Here is a 13,018-nt window from a genome sequence, read left to right on the forward strand (position 1 = left end):
GGTCACAGAGAACGCTTCGCGGGCTGACCACGCCCGTTACCCGAAGGCGTGGTTTTCTCTGTGTGACGCCGTATTCTCACCGTCCTCTGTGGTTCAAGATCCAGGGTTACTGTCTAAGCCCCCTGTCGGGCTACCTCTCCAGCCGCTTCCGCGCGGCAGGCAGCGGCGGTGAAGAGGACGTCGGTGGAGGAGTTCAGCGCGGTTTCGCAGGAGTCCTGCAACACGCTGATGATGAAGCCCACTGCCACCACCTGCATCGCCAGGTCGTTGTCGATGCCGAACAGGCTGCACGCTAGCGGGATCAGCAGCAGCGAGCCCCCGGCCACGCCGGAGGCGCCGCAGGCGCAGATCGATGCCACCACGCTCAGCAGCAGCGCGGTCGGCAGATCGACCACGATGCCCAGCGTATGCGCGGCGGCCAGTGTCAGCACGGTGATGGTGATCGCGGCGCCTTCCATATTGATGGTGGCGCCCAGCGGGATCGAGACCGAGTAGCTGTCTTCCGGCAGGTCCAGCTTGCGGCACAGTTCCAGGTTGACGGGGATATTGGCGGCTGAGCTGCGGGTGAAGAATGCGGTAATGCCGCTTTCGCGCAGGCAGGTGAAGACCAGCGGATACGGATTGGTCCGCAGTTTCCAGAACACGATCAGCGGATTGACCACCAGCGCCATCACCACCATGCCGCCGATCAGCACCGCCAGCAGTTGCGCATAGCCCCACAGCGCGCCGAAGCCCGTATCGGCCAGCGTGGCGGCCACCAGCCCGAAAATCCCCAGCGGCGCGAAGCGGATCACCCGATGGACGATGGCACCCACCGCGTGCGCCAGATCGTCGATCAGGCGTTTGGTGGTGTCGGCGGCGTGGCGCAATGCCAATCCCAGGCCCACAGCCCAGGCCAGGATGCCGATGAAATTGCCGGTGACGAGCGCGTGCACCGGATTGTCCACCACATTCATCAGTAGATCGCGCAGCACCTCGACGATGCTGCCCGGCGATGACAGCCCACCTTCCGGCCGGACCAGCGACAGCGTGGATGGGAAAATGAAGCTCAGCAGCACCGCTACCAGCGCGGAAAGGAACGTTCCCAGCAGATACAGCAACAGGATCGGCCGGATATTGGTGCGCTGGCCCTGCTTGTGATTGGCGATGGACGCGGCCACCAGCACGAATACCAGCACCGGTGCCACGGCCTTCAGCGCACCCACGAACAGCGCACCGAGCAAACCGCTGGCCGAGGCCACGCCGGGCGCCAGCAGCGCCAGTGCCACACCCAGCACCAGGCCGATCACGATCTGCGCCACCAGGCTGCCGTGGGTGAGGAATCGAATCAGTCCGAACGGTTGAGCCATGGTGTCTGCCTGTCACGGGTGGATGGGGCGGTGCGCTGCGTCCATGGCAGCGCGGGGCCAGTATAGGGGAAGGTTGTTGCCGTCGAACCAGGGGAAAACCGGCCCGGCCTGCGGTGGCAAGGCATGCCGGCCGGGTGGGTCGGGTGCGGCGATGGTTAGAATGGCGCTTTGTCCGGCCGGCTACCCCATGAACATCATCGTCATGTTTCCCACCCGCACCGAAGCGCAATATTTCCGGCATCCGGCTGTCAGCACGGCGTTTTGCGGCGTAGGCCTGACCTCGGCGGGCGTCACCACCGCGCGCTTGATCCAGCGGCATCGCCCGGACGTGCTGATCCTGGCGGGCATTGCCGGCGTCTATCCCGAATCGCGCTTCAAGGTGGGCGACACCGCGCTGATCGCCAGCGAGCGCGAGGCCGACCTGGGGTTCTTCACGCCCACCGGCTTTCGCCACCTGGCGCAGCTCGATCTGGACATGGATTTCGATCACCAGCCGGTATTGCACTGCCCGCACCTGCCGGACGATCCGCCGTTGCCGCTGGCGCACAGCAATTCGATGAACGCCGCGCTGGCGCCGTTCGTACAGCGTGAAGGCATCGATGTGGAAAACATGGAGGGCGCGGCGTTCTTCCACGCCTGCTTGCAGGCGGGGCAGCGCTTCTACGAAGTACGGGCGATCTCCAACGTGGCGACGGTGGTGCACGACGATTGGGATTTCGAAGGGTCGATCCGTAACATGACGCGTGGTGTGGAAACGCTGATCGAGTATCTGCTGGCGCCGTGAACCGGTATTGAAGCCCAACGGAAACAGGCAGCCGAAGCTGCCTGTTCGTGGCCGGAATACGCGACGCGCCTACTGCGCCAGTTTCTGCTTGGCCTGTTCGGTAAAGGCGGCAAGCGCCTTCTGCACCACTTCCACCCAGTTGCTCTCCATGCCGGTCTGGAACTGCGCCGACTCCTTCACTGCCAGCGATTCGCTGCGGGCCTGTTCCGCCTGCTTGATCTTCAGGTCGGTGGCAACTTCGGCGCTGAGGGTCAGGGCCATGAAGCCCGGGTTCATCCACGCCCACATTTTGGTTACCGCAACATCCACCACGAACGTATCCGGCTTGACCTGCGTGGGATCGGTGATCACGGTGTAGCCTTGTTCGACAAAGGCTTTTTCCAGCGACTTGCGCACCAGTGCCGGGGCGGTTTCGTCGGCGGGCAGCAGGATATCGCCCAAGGCCTTGCCGTAGCCGTTGCGTTTGCGGGCAATGGCGCGTGCCTGAATCTCGGCGCTTTGTGACTCGGACGGATCCAGCGACGGGATGTTGGGCTCCTTCGGTTTGGCTTCGAAGACGCGGGCATCGGTCAGCGACGCAAAATAGACGGTCTTGCCATTGGCGACCTGTGCCGGCTTGATCTCGCCGGCCGGAATGCTGACCACGCTGCGGCTGGTGGCACAGCCGGTCAGCAGTACCAGCAGTGCCAGTGCGCCCCACACGGATTTCCTGTTCATCATCATTACCCCCTGCATCATTTTGGTTTTCGGCAAATAGGCCGGCGCGCATTATGAATGCCATTCGTCGGTCTTGCTACAACGCTCATCCGCGGCGCGGGCATGAAAAAAGGCGGACCTGATGGCCCGCCCTGGTTACGCCCGCTTAGGTCAACCCGCCGCTTCGTCCTCGGCTTCCTCACCGAGGAAGCCGCCGCTCTGGTGTGCCCACAGCCGCGCGTACAACCCGTTGTGCGCCAGCAGGCTGGCGTGGTTGCCTTCCTCGACGATGCGGCCCCGATCGAGCACGATCAGCCGGTCCATCGCGGCGATGGTCGACAGCCGGTGTGCAATGGCGACCACGGTCTTGCCTTCCATCAGCCGATACAGGCTGCCCTGGATCGCGGCCTCGACCTCGGAGTCGAGCGCGCTGGTGGCTTCGTCCAGTAACAGGATCGGTGCGTCCTTCAGCATCACCCGCGCGATGGCCACGCGTTGGCGCTGGCCGCCGGACAGCTTCACGCCGCGCTCGCCCACGTGGGCTTCGTAGCCGGTGCGCCCTTTGGGGTCGGTCAGCGTGAGGATGAAGTCGTGCGCCTCCGCGCGCCGCGCCGCGGCGATCATGGCGTCGTCGTCGGCATCCGGGCGGCCATAGAGCAGGTTGTCGCGCACGGAGCGATGCAGCAACGACGTATCCTGCGTGACCATGCCCACCTGGGCGCGCAAGCTGTCCTGCGTGACATGGGCGATATCCTGCCCATCGATCAGCACGCGGCCGCTTTCCACGTCGTAAAAACGCAGCAACAGGTTCACCAGTGTGGATTTGCCCGCGCCGGAACGGCCGACCAGCCCGACCTTCTCGCCGGGGCGGATGGTGAGGGTGAGGTCTTCCATCACGCGCTGGCCGTTGCCGTAGCTGAAGTCCACGTGATCGAAACGGATTTCGCCCCGGGTGACGCGCAGTGGCTGCGCATCGGGCCGGTCGACGATCTCGATGGGGCGCGACAGCGTAGTGATGCCGTCCTGCACCGTGCCGATCTGCTCGAACAGGTTGGACATCTCCCACATGATCCAATGCGAGATGCCGTTCAGCCGCAGCGCCATCGCGGTTGCGGCCGCCACGGCGCCCACGCCGACCTCGCCGCGCGTCCATAGCCACAACGTGACGCCGGCGCTGGCCGCCAGCAGCAACATGCTCAGCGTGTGGTTGACGATCTCGAAGCCGCTGACCAGCCGCATCTGGCGGTAGGCGGTCTGCATGAACTCCTGCATCGCGCCCTTGACGAAGCCGGCCTCGCGCTGCGCATGCGAAAACAGCTTCACCGTGGCGATATTGGCGTAGGCGTCGGTGACGCGGCCGGTCATCAGGCTGCGCGCGTCCGCCTGGGCGGCGCCCGCTCTGCCCAGGCGCGGCACGAAGTACCACACCGCCAGTAGATACAGCGCCAGCCAGCCAAGGAAAGGCAGGATCAACAGCCAGTCGAACGTGCCGACCACCGCAAGCATGGTGATGAAATAGATGACGACGAAGACAAGGATGTCGGTGACGATCATCACCGTTTCGCGCACGGCCAGTGCGGTCTGCATCACTTTGGCGGCGACGCGGCCAGCGAACTCGTCCTGATAGAAATTCATGCTCTGGCCGAGCAGGTGACGGTGGAAGTTCCAGCGCAGCCGCATCGGGAAATTGCCCGCCAGCGACTGGTACTTGAACAGCGCCTGCAATGCGATCAACAGCGGACTGCCGAGCAGGATGGCGGCCAGCAGGATCAGGTTGCCCTGCTGGGTGGCCCACAGTTGGTCGCGCGGGGTGGCGCTCAGCCAGTCGACCACCGAGCCGAGCATGCTGAACAGCAATGCTTCGAAGGCGCCGATGCTGGCGGTGAGCAGCATCACCACGAAGATCAGCGGGCGCATGCCGACGGTGCCGGCCCAGATGAAGGAGAAGAATCCTTTCGGTGGCTGGGCGGGGGGGGCGTCCGGATAGGGGTGGACGCGTTGCTCGAACCATTTGAACAAGGGGATTTCCTTTTTGATTTAAAGAGCAGAAAAAACAGCCCGTTACAGGGCGGCCCCCATCTTGACCCAGCCCGATGACCGCTTCAAGCACAGCTTGCGTGCCGATTTTGTCTGGCGTTGTGCATCTGCATGGTGGATCACCCTGGACCCACACGCTGAGGTTTGATTCATCCCTGATGTTTGTCCCGGGGGTGGTGCCCACGTCGGATCAGCAACCGTCCCGCATGGTTCCGCAAGCGGTGGTGGCGCCTGGTATTGCAATGCCCACAGGGCATCCTGGCATGAGGCGAAGGCCTGCCGCTGTTACCATCGCTGCTTTCCCTCGCAACGGCGGCTGGTCATGCAAATCCTCCAGGTAGAAATCTCCACCGAGTACATCGCGCTGAATGATCTGCTCAAGATCGCCGGCGTGGTCGAGAGCGGCGGCGCAGGCAAGGCGCTGGTCGCGAGCGGTGTGGTCCAGGTGGATGGCGCGCAGGAACTGCGCAAAACCAACAAGATCCGCCCCGGGCAACAGGTGCGGGTGCACGACGTGGAAATCCACGTCGTGGCGGAGGCAGCCTAAGACTAAGCCTGCGCGACTACCGTGCCGGGCCGGCGATGGCCTCGACCGTGCCTTTCCCTTTGCAAAACAGTGCCTTGGGTGGACGCTATTTTCATGACAAATGAATGGATTTCCATCTTTCGGGGTGACGGATGGTGGGGCCGGCGCTGGATTTCTCCGTCATGAATGCGGAATATCATCACCGTATAGCCAATGGTTTTCATTGCCAGATGGAGAACCGTGATGATCGCGCAATCGTCCACCCAGCCGTTCCCGCCCTTTGTGGCCACCCACGGTGACGTTGCGATCAGCGCGGCATTCAAATGGCTAAGGCGGGTGCCACACCGTAAATGGCTGGGGCTGGTCGATGCGCCCATCGACCTTGCGCTGCCCCCGCTGCCCGAGCAGGCCATCGCCGGCAGCTTTGCCTGGCCGGTCCGGCGCGGCGCCAGCGAAGCCCGCGCGCTCAATATCTACACCGCTTTCCTCGAACAGCCCGACCAGGGCGAGTTGTTCAACCGCTATCTCGATGCCTTGCGCTCGTTGCGCCTGCGCCTGTCGCCGCGCGATTTCGAGGCATGGCGTGCCCATATGGCGGGCTGGGAGATCGAAATCCTGATCCGCGACGATGCCGCCCCGCGCGGTGTTCGCCTGTGTGAATTCAATGGGCTGGAGCTGGCGGACCTCGACACCGCCGCCGACCGGCTGGCGCATCTGCCGCGCGATGTGCCCGAAGTGCCGCTGGTGTTCCAGGCCGACGATAGCGCCGATATCGATCAGCCCTGGGCATTGTTCGGCGAACACGGCTATGCCACGCCCGACCAGATCGTCATCGACTACGTGGACTACGACGACCCGGACGACAGCGCCCCGGGCACACTGCGCCGCATCGCCGTGGACCGTGAATGGTTCGTCTCGGCATTCGCGCATGCGGCACACCAGATCGTCGAAAACATGCATCGGGTGGCGGAAGTGACCGCGCCGGACGCGCTGCACTGAAAAGCGCCGCCTGCTGGCCGGGTGCGGGAGCAGGCGGCACCGCATTTACATACAAAGGGTATTTGATTTGTCAGGAAACAGCGCAGTGGCATAGACGTGGTTGCTCGACTGCTCTAGCATCGTAAGCATTCCCACGAGCGTGCCTACGGTTCCATAGCACGATTCCCCTACTGGAACAGGGCCCCGTCGATTGCACGACCCCTGGAGTTTCGATGGCCACCTCGCTCAAGCTCGCCGAGCTGATTGCTTCATTCAGTTATGCGCTCGACATCACTGAAGGGCAGCCCGAGGGCCACTGCGTGCGTTGCTGCTGGATCGGCGTGCACATCGGCCGCCAGTTGCAATTGCCACCCGAGCAATTGTGGTCGCTGTACTACACGCTGTTGCTCAAGGACCTGGGGTGCAGCAGCAACGCGGCGCGCATCTGCGAGCTGTATCTCACCGACGACCGTACCTTCAAGCATGACTTCAAATTGAGTGGCACCGGCCTGCCGCAGGTACTGGGCTTCGTGTTCAGCCAGACCGGACGCCATGCCAACTGGTCGCGGCGGCTGTCGGCCATCCTCAACATCCTGCGCAATGGCGACACCATCGCCAACGAACTGATCCAGACACGCTGCGAGCGCGGCGCTGGTATTGCGCGTCGCCTGCGTTTTCCCGATGCGGTGGCGGAGGGTATCCGCTCACTGGACGAGCACTACGACGGCAGCGGCCGTCCCGATGGGCTGGCGGGCGACGTGATTCCGCTCAATGCGCGCATCGCACTGCTGGCGCAGGTGATCGATGTCTTCCACTTTTCAGGCGGCCCCGAGGCGGCGCTGGCCGAAGTTCACCAGCGTGCCGGCCACTGGTTCGACCCGGCATTGGTCGGCGCCTTCGAGATGGTGGCGGCGCAGCCCTTGTTCTGGGCGGGGCTGGCCGCTGATGATATTGCCGAGGCGGTCACCGCACTGGCGCCTGATCACGGCAGCGTGGTGCTGGACGATGATTATCTGGACGAGATCGCCGCCGCCTTCGGCGAAGTGGTCGATGCCAAGAGCCCGTTCACCGCCGGCCATAGTGCGCGGGTGGGCTTCTATACCGAGCTGATCGCCGAGGAACTGGGCGTGCCCGAAACCCGGCGGCGCTGGCTGAAACGGGCCGCACTGCTACATGATGTTGGAAAGCTGGGTGTCAGCAATGCTATTCTCGATAAGCCTGGTAAACTGGACGCCGAAGAGTGGGCCGCGGTCCAGCGGCACGCGCTCTATACCGAACAGATACTGAGCCGGATCGAACCGCTGCGCGAGTTGGCGCGCATTGCCGGTGCGCACCACGAGCGGCTGGATGGCAGCGGGTACCCGCATGGTCTTGCCGGCGACAGGATCGCACTGGAAACCCGCATCATCACCGTGGCCGATATCTTCGATGCCATCAGTGCCGAACGCCCTTATCACCCCGCGATGTCGGTGGAGGAAACGCTGGCGATCATGGCGGACAATGTCGGCAAGGGGCTGGATGGGGAATGCTTTGCCGCGCTGCGCCGGGTGCTGGAGCGGGAACAGGCCCGGGCGGAAACGGAAGTATGTCAATCCGCCCTGGCGGCGTAGCGGTAGCGGCCTTCGTTGCGCCTGGCTCTGGGGTGATTTGCCCTAGGCGTAATCATCAATCAGCCCGCCCGGCCCCACTCCCCGCCACGAGTTGGCGGTATCGGCGGTTTCCTTGTCGCCCGCGCGCTCCTGTGCGGCGCGGGCAATTTCCTGGCGGATCGCTTCGATCTGCTTCTTGAGCTGTTCCACCCTGGCGTTGCGTTGCTCTTCTGTTTGCGAGCGGTCCTGCTGCGCCTGGGCCAGTTGCGCCTGGAGCTGGACCAGTTGCGTGCGTAACTGCGCCGTGCGATCGCCCCGCTGCACGCCCTGGACATTCAGGGCTGCTGCGCCGCCAAAGGAAGAAACACCGCCCACGTCCATGGGATTCCGCCCTCCAATGCGCCCCGGCCGGACACCGGGCCTGGTTCAAGCTTCCGCATAGAGCGGCCACTTGGCCACCACTCAATCGCAGGGCCACCCCAAAAGGGGACAACCAAAGAAAAAGGCGTGCCTGGCACGCCTTTTCGTAACAGCGCTGAGTGCTTAGTCGCGCGGCTGGATGTTGTTCATCACATAGCGCACGCCCGGTACCTTCTCGGCAATGATGCCGGCCTGGGCCATCTGCAAGCCGGTATCGGTGGCGCCTTCGATGGTCACATCCTCGCCCTTGCCGGTGACGGCCAGGTTGAATTTTGCCAGCTCGGCGTCGCTATCCAGCGCGGTCTTCACATTGGCGGCCAGCGCGGCGTCCTTGGGCAGGGCCGGCTTGGTGGCTTCGGCGGCCGGCGCGGGCTTCTGTTCGGGCGCGCTGGCGCAGGCGGCGATGGCCAGGGTGGCGGCCAGCAGGCAGGCGCTCAAGCTCAGTCGAGAAATATTGGTGTTCATCTTGATCCCCGGTTCAGTCATGGTTTGGCCGCTGGACGCGGCGGGTTTCGGCCCGTCATTGGGCTCGACTGCGCGCGATTGTGTGGAAGCGTCATTGCAGCAAGATGACAGTCACACTACGGGGCACTGCCCGGCCGATCTCAGCGCTGCTCCCGCCAGGTCAGCCATACCCGCAGATCGAACTCCAACTGGTGATAGTCGCCCAGCATGTGACAGCACAACTGGTAGAACGCCTTGTCGTGATCCTTGACCTTCAGATGGGCCAGTTCATGCACCACGATCATTTCCAGGAACGCTTCGGGCGCATCGCGGAACAGGCTGGCGACACGAATCTCATTCTTGCGCTTGAGCTTGCCGCCCTGCACCCGGCTGGCGAAGGTGTTGCTCCCCAGCGTGCCACCAATCAGGTCGAGCTGGTTGTCGTACAGCACCTTGGCCGGCGTCGTGGCGTTTTTCAGATAGCGCTGCTTGCGCGCCATCACGTAGTCGTAGAGCGCACGGTCGGTCTGGATATCGTGGCGGTCGGGGTAGCGCCGTTGCAGCCAGTCCCCGAGTTTGTCCCGTTCCAGCAGGGCTTGCACGCGGTCCAGCAGATGGGCCGGATAACCGGCGAGATAGGGAAGCGACATGAGTGGATTGTACCGGTGCTCAGGCGGTGTCATCGCGGCGGCACCACAACAGCCGCACCACATAGCCGACAATGGCCGCATTGAGGACGACCAGGCCGAGTTCGGGCCAACCCGGCCGTTGCCACAATCCATACAGTTCCAGTGGCAGATAGATACCGCCGCTCAACGCCGCCAGCCACTCGGCCCAGCGCCGCTGCCACCACAGGCCCCACGCCTCGGCAAAGCGCAGCCCGGCATAACCACAGGCCAGCGCGGCCAGTCCCCACAGCCGCGCACTGGTGGCCTGGGTGGCGAGGTCGAGAAAAATGCGTGGGTAGCGACTGGCTGGGTTCAGGTGCAGGTGCCGGACCAGCGCTTCGGCTACGGCTTGCGCCTTCCAGTGGACCAGCGATAGCAATCCCGCGCCCGCCAGCAATACCAGCGCGCCCTTGGCGGCTTCGAACAGCGCCATCGAACGCAGGTAGGGATCAGACGAGTTCATAGGCGATCAGCGCGCAGACCAGCACCATGCAGCCCAGCGCCAGCATGAACACGCCATCGATCACGCGGCGTAGTGCCAGCAGATGGCGATCGGTCTTGAACGACCAGAACGACAGCACGCAGGCCAGCATGAACAGCACCGCATCGGCTGCCAGGATTTCGTCGCCCAGCCTTTCCACATGGGTATTGGTCGCCAGCAGGCGCAGCAGCCCGATGCCGGTCAGGCACACGCCGACCATGGCGGCGGATATCGAGAACACATGCATGGTCAGCTCATGCTCGCGCTGTTCGCGTTGCTGGGGCGTCATGACCGTTCCTGCGTAGTACCGATTCGATTCAAGTTACCGCATGCGAGCGGGCATTGCTTCGCCCACCCATGTGACCGGGAAGCTTCGCTTCAACCAAAGCCCCCATCGCGCGATGTGTGCCGCAACCACCGCTCGAGCAAAGCGAGGCCCCCTCGCGGCGGCGAGGGCGGGGGGAGTGGAATGGATCAGGAAGCGTCGGGTTGCCGGCATACCTGTTTCGACAAGCGTCCGGCTTTGCCGGATGCCTGATGCCATTCGAGTTCCAATCCAAAACAAAACCTACCCACGCCGACGCGCCAGCCACCGATCCAGCGCGCGGCCGAATGCCTGTTTGTCCGCGGTGGACAGCGCGGCGGGACCGCCGGTTTCCACGCCGCTATCGCGCAGCCCCTGCATGAAATCGCGCAGATTCAGCCGCTCGCGGATGTTTTCCACGGTCAGATGCTCGCCGCGCGGATCGAGCACCTGCGCGCCCTTTTCCACGACCTCGGCTGCCAGCGGCACGTCGGCGGTGATCACCAGGTCGCCGGCCGCCACGCGTGCGGCGATCTCGTTGTCGGCTACGTCGAAGCCGCGCGGCACTTGCAGCGCATGCAGATACGTCGAGGGCGGCACATGCAGCAACTGGTTGGCCACCAGTGTTACATGGATGCGCGCCCGGTCGGCCGCACGGAACAGGATGTCCTTGATCGGACGGGGACAGGCATCGGCGTCCACCCAGATCTGGGGCGGACGGGCATCGGCGGGAGTTAGCTGGGTCATCGCGGCGGGGTCAACCTGATCAGGGAGTAGTTTGGCAAAACCAGCTAATGGTACAGCGCCGCACTTCTCGCGAGAGCGAGGCCCCTTCGCAGTGGCGAGGGGGAATGGGTTCAATCAAGGGACGCAGGTGGCCTTTCAACTGGCGCATGCCGGTCATCCAGGCTCCTGCGCTCACCCATAGCGCTGTCCTGCCACCACGGCCAGCCCGGTACCTACGCTGCCATAGGCATCGCCTTCCACGGCCCGCGCCGAAGGGAAGCGCGCGGCCAGGGCGGCGCGCAATGCCGGCACGGCCGATGCGCCGCCGGTGAAGAACAGCGTATCCACCTGCTGCGGCGTCACGCCGGCCACTTGCAACGTGCGGGCAGCGGCATCGCCCACGGCGGCGATTTCATCGGCGATGGCGCTGGCGAAGGCATCGCGCGCCACCGGCAGGCTCAACCCTTCCTCCACCTCGGGCAGCGGCAGGCTGACCTCGGGCAGTTCGGACAAAGCGATCTTGGTGTCCTCCACCCGCATTGCCAGGTGGTGCGCCGACTGCGCGCGGATCACCTTGAGCAGCCGCTCGAAGCGGCGCGCGTCGGTGACTTCGGGAGCCAGTTCCTGAAGATTGCGCCAGCCGCGCCGCGCATACGCAAAGTTGATGGTGTGCCAGGTGGCAAGCTGGAAGAACACGCTGTTGGGAAACGCTGCGCCGTTCTTCAGCACCGTACCCAGGCCCAGCTCCGGCATCACCGCCGCCAGCGACAGGCGTTTGTCGAAGTCGGTGCCGCCGACGTGCACGCCGGCGGTGGCCAGCAAGTCGGCATCGCGTTGCTCGAGATCGCGACGCTTCGGCGATAGCCGCACCAGCGAGAAGTCGGAGGTCCCGCCGCCGATATCGACCACCAGCGTCAGTTCCTCGCGGTCGATGCGCTGCTCGTAATCGTGTGCAGCGGCGATGGGTTCGAACTGGAAGCTCACTTCGCCGAAGCCTAGCCCGCGCACGATGTCGGCCAGCGTCTGCTCGGCATAGCGGTCGGCGGTTTCGTCGTCATCGACGAAGCGCACCGGGCGGCCCATTACCACGGCATCCAGCGCATGGCCGGCCTGGGCCTCCGCGCGTTGCTTCACTTCACCGATGAAACAGCCGATCAGGTCGCGGAACGACAGCATGCGGCCGGCGATTTCCGTGCCGTTGTCCATCAGGCTGCTGCCCAGCAGGCTTTTCATTGCCCGCATCAGGCGGCCTTCGTAGCCTTCCAGGTATTCGCCCAGCGCGGCACGGCCGAAGGCCAGGGATTCTTCGTCCAGGTTGAAGAATACCGCCGAGGGCAGCGTGACCTTGCCGTCTTCCAGCGCCAGCAGGCGCGGCCCCTGTGTGGTGTGCAGGGCGGCGGTGGAATTGGAGGTGCCGAAATCGATGCCGCAGGCGTGGATCATGGTGAACTTCAAAAATAGGGGGGCGGAAGCTACGCGAGCGCCTGGCCGCAGTCAAATCGCCGACGATGCGCGTATCCTGCGCGCATTGCTACGCGGGCACAGGATCATCGCATGGAAAACCGTCTCACCGAGCTTGAAATCAAACTGGCGTTCCAGGACGACCTGCTCGACGCGCTCAACGATACCGTGGCGCGGCAGCAGCAACAGATCGACACCCTCCAGGCCCAGCTGCGCGAGCTGTACGACATGGTACGCGGGCTGGAATCCGGCGCTGGGCGCAGGCCACCGGCGGAGGAGATTCCACCGCATTACTGACCGCCCGTCGCTCACGCTGACCGACGGCGAAACGCCGTGCCGCCTGTCCCATATGTCGTTGATTCCTACACGGTTTTGGGCCACGGGACGATGCCGGGTGCTAAAGCAAATAGGAAGAATTCGCAGCGTGATCAAGCGCCGCAGTGAAGCCTGTTTGAATGGGCTGGCGAGGCGCGCGCACCCAGGCGGTACATCGAGGTACGGCGGGTTCGCGCAATATGGCCAGCAGGGTGGATCGGCGGCTCAACGTGGGGGCAC

The 13,018-nt window shown here is 64.2% G+C and carries 15 protein-coding genes; 5 read left to right on the forward strand and 10 right to left on the reverse strand.

The annotated features are described in order from the left end of the window. Positions 1–113: 113 nt before the first annotated feature. Positions 114–1,349, reverse strand: coding sequence for a serine/threonine transporter SstT (gene sstT / locus FAZ21_RS04485; protein WP_136772060.1), 1,236 nt, complete (start codon positions 1,347–1,349; stop codon positions 114–116). Between the two features lie 187 nt (positions 1,350–1,536). On the opposite strand from sstT, the gene FAZ21_RS04490 reads away from it, so the two are divergent. Further along, entirely contained in the window at positions 1,537–2,133 is a 597-nt protein-coding gene (locus tag FAZ21_RS04490; protein WP_136772061.1) for a phosphorylase family protein, read from the forward strand. Between the two features lie 69 nt (positions 2,134–2,202). Here FAZ21_RS04490 and FAZ21_RS04495 read toward each other — a convergent pair whose 3' ends face one another. Beyond that, complete coding sequence (locus FAZ21_RS04495; RefSeq protein ID WP_136772062.1) at positions 2,203–2,850, reverse strand: YajG family lipoprotein; 648 nt, start codon at positions 2,848–2,850, stop codon at positions 2,203–2,205. Positions 2,851–3,000: 150 nt separating this feature from the next. Next, positions 3,001–4,848: an ABC transporter ATP-binding protein gene (locus tag FAZ21_RS04500; protein ID WP_211243363.1), complete on the reverse strand. Its 1,848-nt coding sequence runs from the start codon at positions 4,846–4,848 to the stop codon at positions 3,001–3,003. A gap of 340 nt (positions 4,849–5,188) precedes the next feature. On the opposite strand from FAZ21_RS04500, the gene FAZ21_RS04505 reads away from it, so the two are divergent. The 3 genes from FAZ21_RS04505 (at position 5,189) to FAZ21_RS04515 (ending at position 7,980) form a co-directional block, all read left to right on the forward strand. After that, positions 5,189–5,413, forward strand: coding sequence for an RNA-binding S4 domain-containing protein (locus FAZ21_RS04505; RefSeq protein ID WP_136772064.1), 225 nt, complete (start codon positions 5,189–5,191; stop codon positions 5,411–5,413). Between the two features lie 222 nt (positions 5,414–5,635). Next, positions 5,636–6,391, forward strand: a complete 756-nt coding sequence (locus FAZ21_RS04510; RefSeq protein ID WP_136772065.1) for a hypothetical protein — start codon at positions 5,636–5,638, stop codon at positions 6,389–6,391. A gap of 212 nt (positions 6,392–6,603) precedes the next feature. Next, the gene (locus FAZ21_RS04515) at positions 6,604–7,980 is read left to right on the forward strand and encodes an HD-GYP domain-containing protein (RefSeq protein ID WP_136772066.1); all 1,377 of its coding nucleotides are present in this window, start codon (positions 6,604–6,606) and stop codon (positions 7,978–7,980) included. 42 nt (positions 7,981–8,022) lie between these two features. On the opposite strand, the gene FAZ21_RS04520 is transcribed toward FAZ21_RS04515, so the two are convergent. The 7 genes from FAZ21_RS04520 to FAZ21_RS04550 form a co-directional block, all read right to left on the reverse strand. Next, positions 8,023–8,340 carry a FlxA-like family protein gene (locus FAZ21_RS04520; RefSeq protein ID WP_136772067.1) on the reverse strand — a complete coding sequence of 106 codons (318 nt, stop codon included), beginning with the start codon at positions 8,338–8,340 and terminating at the stop codon, positions 8,023–8,025. A 162-nt stretch (positions 8,341–8,502) separates the two neighbouring features. After that, complete coding sequence (locus FAZ21_RS04525; RefSeq protein WP_136772068.1) at positions 8,503–8,844, reverse strand: BON domain-containing protein; 342 nt, start codon at positions 8,842–8,844, stop codon at positions 8,503–8,505. A gap of 140 nt (positions 8,845–8,984) precedes the next feature. After that, positions 8,985–9,473 (reverse strand): M48 metallopeptidase family protein, encoded by a 489-nt coding sequence (locus FAZ21_RS04530; protein WP_136772069.1) that lies wholly within the window; start codon positions 9,471–9,473, stop codon positions 8,985–8,987. Between the two features lie 19 nt (positions 9,474–9,492). After that, entirely contained in the window at positions 9,493–9,954 is a 462-nt protein-coding gene (locus FAZ21_RS04535) for a DUF2127 domain-containing protein (protein WP_136772070.1), read from the reverse strand. Further along, positions 9,941–10,261: a hypothetical protein gene (locus FAZ21_RS04540; RefSeq protein WP_136772071.1), complete on the reverse strand. Its 321-nt coding sequence runs from the start codon at positions 10,259–10,261 to the stop codon at positions 9,941–9,943. The genes FAZ21_RS04535 and FAZ21_RS04540 overlap by 14 nt, the downstream gene beginning before the upstream one ends. A 279-nt stretch (positions 10,262–10,540) precedes the next feature. Continuing rightward, positions 10,541–11,023, reverse strand: coding sequence for a YaiI/YqxD family protein (locus FAZ21_RS04545; protein ID WP_136772072.1), 483 nt, complete (start codon positions 11,021–11,023; stop codon positions 10,541–10,543). A 171-nt stretch (positions 11,024–11,194) separates the two neighbouring features. Further along, a complete protein-coding gene (locus FAZ21_RS04550; protein WP_136772073.1) occupies positions 11,195–12,445 on the reverse strand; it encodes an Hsp70 family protein in 1,251 nt (416 codons plus the stop codon). Positions 12,446–12,556: 111 nt separating this feature from the next. On the opposite strand from FAZ21_RS04550, the gene FAZ21_RS04555 reads away from it, so the two are divergent. Continuing rightward, positions 12,557–12,760 (forward strand): SlyX family protein, encoded by a 204-nt coding sequence (locus FAZ21_RS04555; protein ID WP_136772074.1) that lies wholly within the window; start codon positions 12,557–12,559, stop codon positions 12,758–12,760. Positions 12,761–13,018 lie beyond the last annotated feature (258 nt).

The organism is Chitiniphilus eburneus (assembly GCF_005048205.1).
GTDB classification, from domain to species: domain Bacteria; phylum Pseudomonadota; class Gammaproteobacteria; order Burkholderiales; family Chitinibacteraceae; genus Chitiniphilus; species Chitiniphilus eburneus.

Coding starts and splice junctions, on each gene's coding strand:
- sstT (WP_136772060.1), bottom strand. CDS start 1,349: ATGGCTCAACCGTTCGGACTGATTCGATTCCTCACCCACGGCAGCCTG.
- FAZ21_RS04490 (WP_136772061.1), top strand. CDS start 1,537: ATGAACATCATCGTCATGTTTCCCACCCGCACCGAAGCGCAATATTTC.
- FAZ21_RS04495 (WP_136772062.1), bottom strand. CDS start 2,850: ATGAACAGGAAATCCGTGTGGGGCGCACTGGCACTGCTGGTACTGCTG.
- FAZ21_RS04505 (WP_136772064.1), top strand. CDS start 5,189: ATGCAAATCCTCCAGGTAGAAATCTCCACCGAGTACATCGCGCTGAAT.
- FAZ21_RS04510 (WP_136772065.1), top strand. CDS start 5,636: ATGATCGCGCAATCGTCCACCCAGCCGTTCCCGCCCTTTGTGGCCACC.
- FAZ21_RS04515 (WP_136772066.1), top strand. CDS start 6,604: ATGGCCACCTCGCTCAAGCTCGCCGAGCTGATTGCTTCATTCAGTTAT.
- FAZ21_RS04520 (WP_136772067.1), bottom strand. CDS start 8,340: ATGGACGTGGGCGGTGTTTCTTCCTTTGGCGGCGCAGCAGCCCTGAAT.
- FAZ21_RS04525 (WP_136772068.1), bottom strand. CDS start 8,844: ATGAACACCAATATTTCTCGACTGAGCTTGAGCGCCTGCCTGCTGGCC.
- FAZ21_RS04530 (WP_136772069.1), bottom strand. CDS start 9,473: ATGTCGCTTCCCTATCTCGCCGGTTATCCGGCCCATCTGCTGGACCGC.
- FAZ21_RS04535 (WP_136772070.1), bottom strand. CDS start 9,954: ATGAACTCGTCTGATCCCTACCTGCGTTCGATGGCGCTGTTCGAAGCC.
- FAZ21_RS04540 (WP_136772071.1), bottom strand. CDS start 10,261: ATGACGCCCCAGCAACGCGAACAGCGCGAGCATGAGCTGACCATGCAT.
- FAZ21_RS04545 (WP_136772072.1), bottom strand. CDS start 11,023: ATGACCCAGCTAACTCCCGCCGATGCCCGTCCGCCCCAGATCTGGGTG.
- FAZ21_RS04550 (WP_136772073.1), bottom strand. CDS start 12,445: ATGATCCACGCCTGCGGCATCGATTTCGGCACCTCCAATTCCACCGCC.
- FAZ21_RS04555 (WP_136772074.1), top strand. CDS start 12,557: ATGGAAAACCGTCTCACCGAGCTTGAAATCAAACTGGCGTTCCAGGAC.